Genomic DNA, 9,698 nt, shown 5'->3' with positions numbered 1-9,698 from the left:
GCCCCCGATGGCAGTGTGTCAGCCAATACATACCTGACTGAGCCACCGCTATCGGGGGCAAGCCCCCTCCCACATTGGGTTGCATTTCAATTCGGGGTTAGAAGAAGCCCAGTGGGTTGATGTCGTAACTCACCAGCAGGTTCTTGGTCTGTTGGTAGTGATCGAGCATCATCTTGTGGTTCTCACGCCCCACGCCGGACTTCTTGTAGCCGCCAAACGCGGCGTGCGCCGGGTACAGGTGGTAGCAGTTGGTCCACACGCGGCCGGCCTTGATCGCCCGACCCATGCGGTAGGCGCGGTTGATGTCGCGGGTCCACAGGCCGGCACCCAGGCCGAACTCGCTGTCGTTGGCAATGGCCAGGGCTTCGGCTTCGTCCTTGAAGGTGGTGATACCCACCACCGGGCCGAAGATTTCCTCCTGGAACACGCGCATTTTGTTATGGCCCTTGAGCAGGGTCGGCTGGATGTAGTAACCGCTGGACAGGTCACCCTCCAAACGCTCGGCCGCGCCGCCGGTGAGCAGTTCGGCGCCCTCTTCCTGGGCGATTTTGAGGTAGGACAGGATCTTGTCGTATTGCTGCTCGGACGCCTGGGCGCCGACCATGGTTTCGGTGTCCAGCGGGTTGCCGCGCTTGATCTTGACGATCTTTTTCATCACCACTTTCATGAAGTCGTCGTAAATCGACTCCTGCACCAGCGCCCGCGACGGGCAGGTACACACTTCGCCCTGGTTGAAGAACGCCAGCACCAGGCCTTCGGCGGCCTTTTCGATGAACTGCGGCTCTGCGTTCATGATGTCTTCGAAGAAGATGTTCGGCGACTTGCCGCCCAGCTCCACGGTCGACGGAATGATGTTCTCGGCCGCGCAATGCATGATGTGCGCGCCGATTGGGGTAGAGCCGGTAAAGGCGATCTTGGCGATGCGCTTGCTGGTGGCCAGCGCTTCGCCGGCTTCACGGCCAAAGCCCTGGACGATGTTCAGCACGCCCGCTGGCAGCAGGTCGTTGATCAGCTCGGCAAACACCATGATCGACAGCGGCGTCTGCTCGGCCGGCTTGAGCACGATGCAGTTACCGGCGGCCAGGGCCGGGGCAAGTTTCCAGGCGGCCATCAGCAGTGGGAAGTTCCACGGGATGATCTGCCCGACCACGCCCAGCGGCTCGTGGAAGTGGTAGGCAGCGGTGTGTTCGTTGATCTCGGCGGCGCCGCCTTCCTGGGCGCGGATGCAGCCGGCGAAGTAACGGAAGTGGTCGGCGGCCAGCGGCACGTCGGCGTTGAGGGTTTCACGCACGGCTTTGCCGTTGTCCCAGCTTTCGGTGACGGCCAGCACTTCGAGGTTCTGTTCGATGCGGTCGGCGATTTTCAGCAGCACCAGGGCGCGATCCTGGGCCGAGGTCTTGCCCCAGGCGTCGGCGGCGGCGTGGGCCGCGTCGAGGGCCTTGTCGATGTCGGCGGCGTTGGAACGCGGGAATTCGGCGATCACTTCACCGGTCACCGGCGAGGTGTTGGTGAAGTATTCACCGCTGATCGGCGCAACGAATTCGCCGCCGATGAAGTTGCCGTAGCGTGACTTGAAGCTGACGATGGCGCCAGGGGTGCCAGGTTGTGCGTAGATCATGTTAAAGCCTCTGTCTGGGTCCGGGCCTGTCGGTCAACAGGCGATGACCCGATAGTAAAGAGCCCCCGCTGCCGGGCGAATGCGCCGTTGGCAGGAGGGCTCTTGTCATTTGGTCGTAGATTCAGTGTTTGGCGACCAGTTCTTTAGGCAATTTGAAGGTCCAGAGCATGCCGCCCTGGTTGAAGTCCTTGATGCGTTTGGCCACTTCACCGCCCCACAACGGCACCGCGCCGCCCCAGCCGGAGAGCACCGAGACGTACTGTTCGCCGTCCATTTCCCAGGTCACAGGCGAGCCGAGCACGCCGGAGCCGGTCTGGAATTCCCAGACCTTCTCGCCGGTCTTGGCGTTGAAGGCCTGCAGGAAGCCTTCCGGCGTACCGGTGAACACCAGATTGCCCTTGGTGGTCAGGACCCCGCCCCACAGCGGCGCGAAGTTCTTGTGGCGCCAGACTTCCTTGCCGGTTTTCGGGTCGATGGCGCGCAGCACGCCGATGTAGTCTTCGTTCAGCGGCTTGATGGTGAAGCCCGCACCGAGGAACGCCGCACCTTTTTTGTAGGTGATGCCTTCGTTCCACATGTCCATGCCCCATTCGTTGGACGGCACGTAGAACAACCCGGTGTCGCGGTTATAGGCCATCGGCATCCAGTTTTTCGCGCCGAGGAATGCCGGGGCGACGAACACCGAAGTGCCCTTGGCTTCGTTGCCTGGCGCGCCGGGGCGGCTGGCTTCGTTGTAGATCGGCCGACCGTCTTTATCCAGGCCGGTGGCCCAGGTGATCTTGTCGACGAACGGGAAGCCGCGGATGAACTTGCCGTTGGTGCGGTCGAGCACGTAGAAGAAGCCGTTACGGTCGGCGGTGGCCGCCGCTTTGATCTCTTTGCCGCCTTCGGTGTAGTTGAAGGAGACCAGTTCGTTCACGCCGTCGTAGTCCCAGCCGTCATGGGGCGTGGTCTGGAAGTGCCACTTGATGGTGCCGTCATCCGGGTTCAGCGCCAGACGCGAGGACGAGTAGAGGTTGTCGCCAGGGCGCAAGTGCGAGTTCCACGGCGCCGGGTTGCCGGTGCCGAACAGCAGCAGGTTGGTTTCCGGGTCGTAGTAGCCGCCCAGCCACGGTGCCGCGCCGCCGGTTTTCCACAAGTCGCCAGGCCAGGTCTTGCCCGCCTCGCCGCCGGAAATGCCGTTTTCCACGGCTTTACCGTCCTTGTAGACGTAGCCCATGTGACCTTCAACGGTCGGACGGGTCCACAGCAGGTCACCGTTTTTCGGGTCGTAGGCTTCGATCTTGCCCACCACGCCGAATTCGCCGCCGGCCACGCCGGTAATCAGCTTGCCGTTGATCACCAGGGGCGCGGCGCTGATCGAGTAGCCTTCCTTGTGGTCCGCGACTTTCTTGCTCCACACCACTTTGCCGGTGTCTTTGTTCAGGGCCACCAGCTTGGCGTCGAGGGTGCCGAAGAACACCAGGTCGCCGTACAGCGCCACGCCGCGGTTGATCACGTCACAGCACGGGCGGATGTCATCGGGCAGACGCGCATCGTACTGCCAGAGCTTCTTGCCGGTGCGTGCATCCACCGCGAACACCCGCGAGTAGGACCCGGTGAGGTACATCACCCCGTCCTTGATCATCGGCTGCGCCTGCTGGCCGCGCTGTTTCTCGCCGCCAAAGGAGAATGCCCAGACCGGGCGCAGGTCCTTGACGTTGTCCACATTCAGGGTATCGAGCGGGCTATAGCGCTGGCCTTGGACGCCCAGACCGTTGGTGACGATCTGCCCGGGGTTTTTCGGGTCCTGGAGAATCTCCTGATCGGTCACGGCCGCCATGGCCTGGCCGGATAACAGAATGGCACCGAGCAACACACTCAAGGCGAAGGGTTGGCGGCGTGCGGGTTGGGTCATGACGGCTACCTCTGCGGTTTTTTGTTATACCCGGGAAATTTTCCCGGTCTGGTACAGATTCTTGGGCGCAGGGGCGGTTGTCACAATTGACCGCAGTATCGAGATTGCTAGTTCCTTAGTAGCGGGTCCGGTCCGTCAGCGCGCCGAATCCACGCGCTGCATCTGCTCGCGCTCGTAACGCGGGTACAGGTGGCTGACGCTGCGGATCAGTTCATAGCGGCTCAGGTTGATCGCGGCGAAGCGCTCGGGGATGGGGCTGCGGATCATTTCGGCCATGTCGCTGCCGTGGGCGGCGCCGTCGCGCAGCAGTTGGTCGAGCCAGGTCAGGTAGTCGCGCATCTGCGCGAACGGCTGTGCATCGTTGGCCACCGGGCCGTGGCCGGGGACGACCAGGGTCCAGGGCAAGGCCTGCAGGGTGTCGATGTCCGCCAGCCACGCCGCCAGCCCGGGGCTGTTGGGGGTGGTGAGGGCGCGTTGGAAGAACACCAGGTCGCCGGCAAACAGCACGCCGGTAGTCTGGTCGAGGATGGCCAGGTCGGCGTCGGTGTGGCCGGTCAGCGCAAGCAGGCGCAGGTCGTGGCGGCCAAAGCTGAGCACACCGGGTTCGAGCACTTGCGTGGGCAATTGCACTTCGGTGCCGCGCATCCAGTCGCCGACCATGCGGTAGAGGTTCTCCGCCATGCCGTCGCCCTGCTCATGCAACAGGCGCGTGGTGCCAGCCAGGGCGCCGATGGGCACGTCCTTGAAGGCCTGGTTGCCCAGCGCATGGTCGGGGTGGTGGTGGGTCAGCAGCACCTGGATCACCGGTTTGTCGGTGACGCTGGCGATCGCCCGGCGCAGGGCTTCGCCGTAGCGCCGCGATGGCCCGGTGTCGATCACCACCACGCCGGCCTCGGTGACGATGAACGCGGTATTGACGATATTGCCGCCGTTGTCCTTGGCGAAATTGTCGGTGCTGCCTTCCAGCAGCCAGGTGTCGTCGGCGATCAGTCGTGGCTTGAGGGCGTAGTCGAGGTCGGCCACAGCGGGCAGGCTCAAGCTCAGGCACAACAATAGAATCCAGCGCATGCCGCGCTCCTTCTGGTCAGGGAATGGCTGCGTCGAATTCATTGCCGCTGTTGTCGCGCAGCACCAGGCGCGTCGGCCCGGGTGCGTCGATGTCAAAGGCCAGGTTGGGGTTTTCGCTGACCGCCGGGAACAGCACCAGCTCGGCCAGCACCTGGCCGTCCTGGCCACGCAGTTGCGCGTGGTTGAGATAGAACTCGGGGATGCCGCTGACCATGCCGTTATCCATCGGGTGCGCCACCTGCACGCGCACCCGGCTGAATTCGCCGCGTGGGTAACGCCCGCCGAGGACTTCGCCGATATGCTCTTCCCAACCCGGCTGGGTGCGGACCACGCTGGGCGCGGTGCAACCGCCGCCGGCCGCGTCGATCAGGGTCGAGCCGACGTGCCACAGCCCGTCATCGGTGAGCACCGCCGCACGCAGGGGCGTGGCCTGTTCGATACGGATACGGATCGACAGCCAGGGCAGCACCCCGGCCTTGGGCTGAAAATCGACAATCCTGGGCAACGGGTTGAGTTCGGCCCAGGCGAGGATCTTTACCACGTGCCCCTTGAGCGCCCGCGCGTCGATTTCCAGGGGCACCTGGCGCGCATCTTCGGCGAACGGCGGCGCCAGCAGCTTGACCCGCTCATCGAACACGAACGGCGCATCGGCCAGCAACTGCTTGTGGTAGAACGCCCACATCACCGACGGCACCGGGTCCGTGCCCGGTTCGACCGCCGCGGCGTGGGCCGCCAACGGTAACCAGCAGGCCAACATGCAGTTCAGTCGCCAGTTCATCGCCTGCTCCTATTGGTACATTTCGGGCACTTCGTACTGCAGGCCGTAATGGCTGTAGATGGTTTGCAGCGAACCGTCGCGGATCAGGCCTTCCAGCGCCTCTTCCACCGCATAGGCCAACTGGCGATTGCTTTCGTGTACCGCCATGCCGATCTCCCAGCGCTGCCGGCCCATGCTCGGGTAAGCGTTTTGCGCCAGGGCCAGTTGCGGATCGCGTGCTTGATGCACCTGCCAGTCGATCTCGCCGCGCATCGCCATCACCGCGTCGACTTCACCGGCCTTCATCGCCGCGAACGCCTGGGGTACACCGGGGTAGTGATGGGTCTGGCGGGCGAGCATGCCGTTGAACACCGAGGTCAGGTAAAACGACGGTACGCTGTCGACTTCGACGCCGATCGGGTGCTCCTCGAACACCGCCACGCTGGCGACCTTGTCCAGGCGGCGGCGGTCGTAGGCCACCTGCCATTGTTCGTTCTGGTACGGCCCGAACATCACCACATGGCCGTTTTCCAGTTCGCCCTGATCGTTACGCCTTTGCGCGTAGTCGTGGTCGTAGGGTGCGCGCATCATCAGGTCGGCCAGTTGCTGGTTATGCAACTGGCTGCCGCGCCAGATGTAGTCGCGCAGGTCGTCGTCGAGTTTTTCCCCGGCCGGCGCCCAGATCAATTTGAGCTGCACCCCCAGCGCCTTGGCCAGGGCCTCGGCCAGCTCCACATCGACCCCGCGCGGGGTGGCACCGTCTTCGAAACTGTAGGGGGCAAAGTCCTTGTACACCGCCACTTTCAACTCACCGGCGGCGATCATCTGGTCATAGCTGCGCACCTGCGCCTGTGCCGTCTGGCAACACAGCAGGGCCAGGCCGAGCACATAAGCGAACAGGCGCATGGCTTACTCCTCGACGTGAACGCTGTCCAGGTAGGTGCGTACCGCCCATAAGGCTTCCTGGCTCAGGTAATCGGCCATTTTCGGCATATATACCCGGCCGTCGCGCACCGCGCCGTGACGCACGCGCTGCACAAACCACTCATCACCGGCCTCGCCCACATCCAGCATGCGCAAGTCGGGGGCGATGCCGCCGGACTTGGCTTCCAGGCCGTGGCAGGCGGCGCAGTTCTGATTGTAGGCGGACGAACCGATTTCCAGGGCTCGGTCGTGTTCAGGCGACGTGCGGTAAGGGTTAACTGCCGCCCAGCCGTCCTCGTCGACCGGCACGCCGGCGTCCTTGATCGAGGTCAGGCCCTTGGTTTCCACTGCTTGCGGGACCACGTTGCCGTGGGCCCAGGCCGAGCCTGCACCGATCACACCGGCCAACAGCCCGGCGACGAGCAAGGCATTGCGTTTTGTTGTCATTATTTTTGCCCTCAGGATTGCACGCAAAACCTCATTGCAGAGGTTATGGCAACCATCTTAGAAACCCTGGGGCATAGGCCGTATGCTGCTTTGGTGGCCGGCTTGTCCTCCCTTGGTAGTAGGGCTTGTGGGGCACGCCTAAAACAGCGGCGCTTCGGGAAGTCTTCCCGGCAACAGCGGGACTTTTTCCGTATCCGCGCAGCGCCCTGGCGCTCCACCCTGTGCAGGCCAAAACCTCCACTGGGAACTGCAACCATGATAATAAGATCGCTACCCGCCCGTTCGCCGCTGAGCCTTGCCGTGCAGGCTTTCCTGCTGGTCGGCAGCCTGTCCTTGAGTGCGGCCAGCTTCGCCGCCGCCGACCCTGCCGCGCCGTCCACCGCAAAGGCGACGCGCAACGTCACCTGGGAAGACATCGCCAACGACCACCTGAGCACCAAGGACGTGCTGCAATACGGCATGGGCACCAACGCCCAGCGCTGGAGCCCGCTGGCCCAGGTCAACGACAAGAACGTGTTCAAGCTCACCCCGGCCTGGTCGTACTCGTTCGGCGATGAGAAGCAGCGCGGCCAGGAATCCCAGGCCATCGTCAGCGACGGCGTGGTCTACGTCACCGGCTCCTACTCCCGCGTGTTCGCCCTCGACGCGAAGACCGGCAAACGCCTGTGGACCTACAACCACCGCCTGCCCGAAAACATCCGCCCGTGCTGTGACGTGGTCAACCGCGGCGCGGCGATCTTCGGCGACAAGATCTACTTCGGCACCCTCGACGCGCGCCTGATCGCCCTCGACAAGAACACCGGCAAAGTGGTGTGGAACAAGAAGTTCGGCGACCACGCCGCCGGTTACACCATGACCGGCGCCCCGGTGCTGATCAAAGACAAGGTCAGCGGCAAGGTGCTGCTGATCCATGGCAGCTCCGGCGATGAGTTCGGCGTGGTCGGCCAGCTGTATGCGCGCGACCCGGACACCGGCGAAGAAGTGTGGATGCGCCCGTTCGTCGAAGGCCACATGGGCCGCCTGAACGGCAAGGACAGCACCCCGACCGGCGACGTCAAAGCGCCGTCGTGGCCGGATGACCCGACCACCGAAACCGGCAAGGTCGAGGCCTGGAGCCACGGCGGCGGCGCACCTTGGCAGAGCGCGAGTTTCGATGCCGAAACCAACACCATCATCGTCGGCGCCGGCAACCCCGGCCCGTGGAACACCTGGGCGCGCACGTCCAAGGACGGCAACCCGCACGACTTCGACAGCCTCTACACCTCGGGCCAGGTCGGTGTCGACCCGAGCACCGGCGAAGTGAAATGGTTCTACCAGCACACTCCGAACGATGCCTGGGACTTCTCCGGCAACAACGAGCTGGTGCTGTTCGACTACAAGGACAAGGACGGCAAAGTGGTCAAGGCCACCGGTCACGCCGACCGCAACGGGTTCTTCTACGTGGTCGACCGCAACAACGGCAAGCTGCAGAACGCCTTCCCGTTCGTCGACAACATCACCTGGGCCAGCCATATCGACCTGAAGACCGGTCGTCCGGTGGAAAACCCGGGCCAGCGTCCGGCCAAACCGTTGCCCGGTGAAACCAAGGGCAAGCCGGTGGAAGTCTCGCCACCGTTCCTCGGCGGCAAGAACTGGAACCCCATGGCCTACAGCCAGGACACCGGCCTGTTCTACATCCCGGGCAACCAATGGAAAGAGGAATACTGGACCGAAGAGGTCAACTACAAGAAGGGCTCGGCGTACCTGGGCATGGGTTTCCGCATCAAGCGCATGTATGACGACCACGTCGGCACCCTGCGGGCGATGAACCCGACCACCGGCAAGGTGGTGTGGGAGCACAAGGAAGCCCTGCCACTGTGGGCCGGCGTACTGGCGACCAAGGGCAACCTGGTGTTCACCGGCACCGGAGACGGTTTCTTCAAGGCCTTCGACGCGAAAACCGGCAAGGAGCTGTGGAAGTTCCAGACCGGCAGCGGCATCGTCTCGCCGCCGATCACCTGGGAACAGGATGGCGAGCAGTACATCGGCGTCACCGTCGGCTATGGCGGCGCGGTGCCGTTGTGGGGCGGCGACATGGCCGAGCTGACCAAGCCGGTGGCACAGGGTGGGTCGTTCTGGGTGTTCAAGATCCCGAGCTGGGATAACAAGACCGCCCAAAAATAACCCGTCCCCAGCCCCGTCGTAGCAGCTGGCTGCTCGACAGCTGCTACGTCACGGGGTTGCTTCGTCTGGAGGTTCCAAGATGAACTATCTGCCCTTGTTACTCCTGCTCGCCCTGCCCCTGGCCCACGCCGATGACGGCGACGACACCCCGCTGGTCATCAACGGCTGCACCCTCGCCGAACACAGCCAATGCCCCGGCGCCAACCTCAGGGGCGCCAACCTGAGCAACCAGGACCTCAGCAAAATGAACCTGGCCGGCGCCGACCTGCGCGATGCGGACTTGCGCCACGCCAACCTCGACCTGGCCAACCTGGAAAAAGCCCAGTTGCAGGGCGCCAACCTGACCCGCGCCAGCCTGCAACAAAGCAATCTGCGCCTGGCCGATTTCACCGGCGCCACGCTGATGGCGATCCAGGGTTGGGGCCTGTTCGCCCAGGGAGCGCAGTTTGAAAACGCCAACCTGAGCGCGGCCTACCTGCAATTCGCGCGGCTGTCCGGGGCAAAAATGCGCAAGGCCAACCTGCGCGCCGCCGACCTGGAAATGACCTGGCTGAGCAAGACCGACCTGCGAGGGGCGGATCTGAGCGATGCGAATCTGCAAGAGGCCAAGTTCGGTGAGAGCAACCTGGAACAGGCCACCCTCACGGGCAGTCGCCAGCACTACGCGAACTTCCAGGATGCGAACATGGAAGGCTGCAAGGACTGCCCCACCACCTGGAATCGTTAGCACACCGCCATTTGAATGTAGGAGCGAGCTTGCTCGCGAAAAACCCGAGAGCGGCGCGGGGGGTCTGGTTTTTCGCGTTATCGTTGACGGTTTTCGC

Annotated in this window: 8 protein-coding genes; 2 read left to right on the top strand and 6 right to left on the bottom strand. The window is 63.7% G+C overall.

Translation table 11 applies throughout. The features are described 5' to 3' along the window. Positions 1-97: 97 nt before the first annotated feature. The 6 genes from exaC to pedF form a co-directional block, all read right to left on the bottom strand. Positions 98-1,618 (bottom strand): acetaldehyde dehydrogenase ExaC, encoded by a 1,521-nt coding sequence (gene exaC, locus AC07W0_RS06720; RefSeq protein WP_017847476.1) that lies wholly within the window; start codon positions 1,616-1,618, stop codon positions 98-100. 121 nt (positions 1,619-1,739) lie between these two features. After that, a complete protein-coding gene (locus AC07W0_RS06715) occupies positions 1,740-3,515 on the bottom strand; it encodes a PQQ-dependent methanol/ethanol family dehydrogenase (RefSeq protein ID WP_017847477.1) in 1,776 nt (591 codons plus the stop codon). Positions 3,516-3,650: 135 nt separating this feature from the next. Beyond that, on the bottom strand, positions 3,651-4,583 hold the full coding sequence (locus AC07W0_RS06710) for a quinoprotein relay system zinc metallohydrolase 1 (protein WP_046382818.1): 933 nt from the start codon (positions 4,581-4,583) through the stop codon (positions 3,651-3,653). A gap of 16 nt (positions 4,584-4,599) precedes the next feature. Then, positions 4,600-5,361 (bottom strand): quinoprotein dehydrogenase-associated SoxYZ-like carrier, encoded by a 762-nt coding sequence (locus AC07W0_RS06705; protein WP_102617288.1) that lies wholly within the window; start codon positions 5,359-5,361, stop codon positions 4,600-4,602. 9 nt (positions 5,362-5,370) lie between these two features. Then, on the bottom strand, positions 5,371-6,246 hold the full coding sequence (locus tag AC07W0_RS06700) for a substrate-binding periplasmic protein (protein ID WP_046382816.1): 876 nt from the start codon (positions 6,244-6,246) through the stop codon (positions 5,371-5,373). A 3-nt stretch (positions 6,247-6,249) separates the two neighbouring features. Beyond that, on the bottom strand, positions 6,250-6,711 hold the full coding sequence (pedF, locus tag AC07W0_RS06695) for a cytochrome c-550 PedF (RefSeq protein ID WP_017847481.1): 462 nt from the start codon (positions 6,709-6,711) through the stop codon (positions 6,250-6,252). A 255-nt stretch (positions 6,712-6,966) separates the two neighbouring features. On the opposite strand from pedF, the gene exaA reads away from it, so the two are divergent. Both exaA and AC07W0_RS06685 read left to right on the top strand, forming a co-directional pair. After that, complete coding sequence (gene exaA, locus AC07W0_RS06690) at positions 6,967-8,874, top strand: quinoprotein ethanol dehydrogenase (protein WP_079444253.1); 1,908 nt, start codon at positions 6,967-6,969, stop codon at positions 8,872-8,874. 79 nt (positions 8,875-8,953) lie between these two features. Next, positions 8,954-9,601, top strand: a complete 648-nt coding sequence (locus tag AC07W0_RS06685; protein ID WP_102617289.1) for a pentapeptide repeat-containing protein — start codon at positions 8,954-8,956, stop codon at positions 9,599-9,601. Positions 9,602-9,698: the final 97 nt, after the last annotated feature.

Source organism: Pseudomonas sp. GW704-F2 (assembly GCF_059423025.1).
The sequence above is the reverse complement of the archived record's forward strand: the minus strand, read 5'-3'. Positions and strand labels throughout refer to the sequence as shown.

Bases quoted from the DNA above. Each gene is read 5' to 3' on its own strand.
- exaC (WP_017847476.1), bottom strand. From the start codon at position 1,618: ATGATCTACGCACAACCTGGCACCCCTGGCGCCATCGTCAGCTTCAAG.
- AC07W0_RS06715 (WP_017847477.1), bottom strand. From the start codon at position 3,515: ATGACCCAACCCGCACGCCGCCAACCCTTCGCCTTGAGTGTGTTGCTC.
- AC07W0_RS06710 (WP_046382818.1), bottom strand. From the start codon at position 4,583: ATGCGCTGGATTCTATTGTTGTGCCTGAGCTTGAGCCTGCCCGCTGTG.
- AC07W0_RS06705 (WP_102617288.1), bottom strand. From the start codon at position 5,361: ATGAACTGGCGACTGAACTGCATGTTGGCCTGCTGGTTACCGTTGGCG.
- AC07W0_RS06700 (WP_046382816.1), bottom strand. From the start codon at position 6,246: ATGCGCCTGTTCGCTTATGTGCTCGGCCTGGCCCTGCTGTGTTGCCAG.
- pedF (WP_017847481.1), bottom strand. From the start codon at position 6,711: ATGACAACAAAACGCAATGCCTTGCTCGTCGCCGGGCTGTTGGCCGGT.
- exaA (WP_079444253.1), top strand. From the start codon at position 6,967: ATGATAATAAGATCGCTACCCGCCCGTTCGCCGCTGAGCCTTGCCGTG.
- AC07W0_RS06685 (WP_102617289.1), top strand. From the start codon at position 8,954: ATGAACTATCTGCCCTTGTTACTCCTGCTCGCCCTGCCCCTGGCCCAC.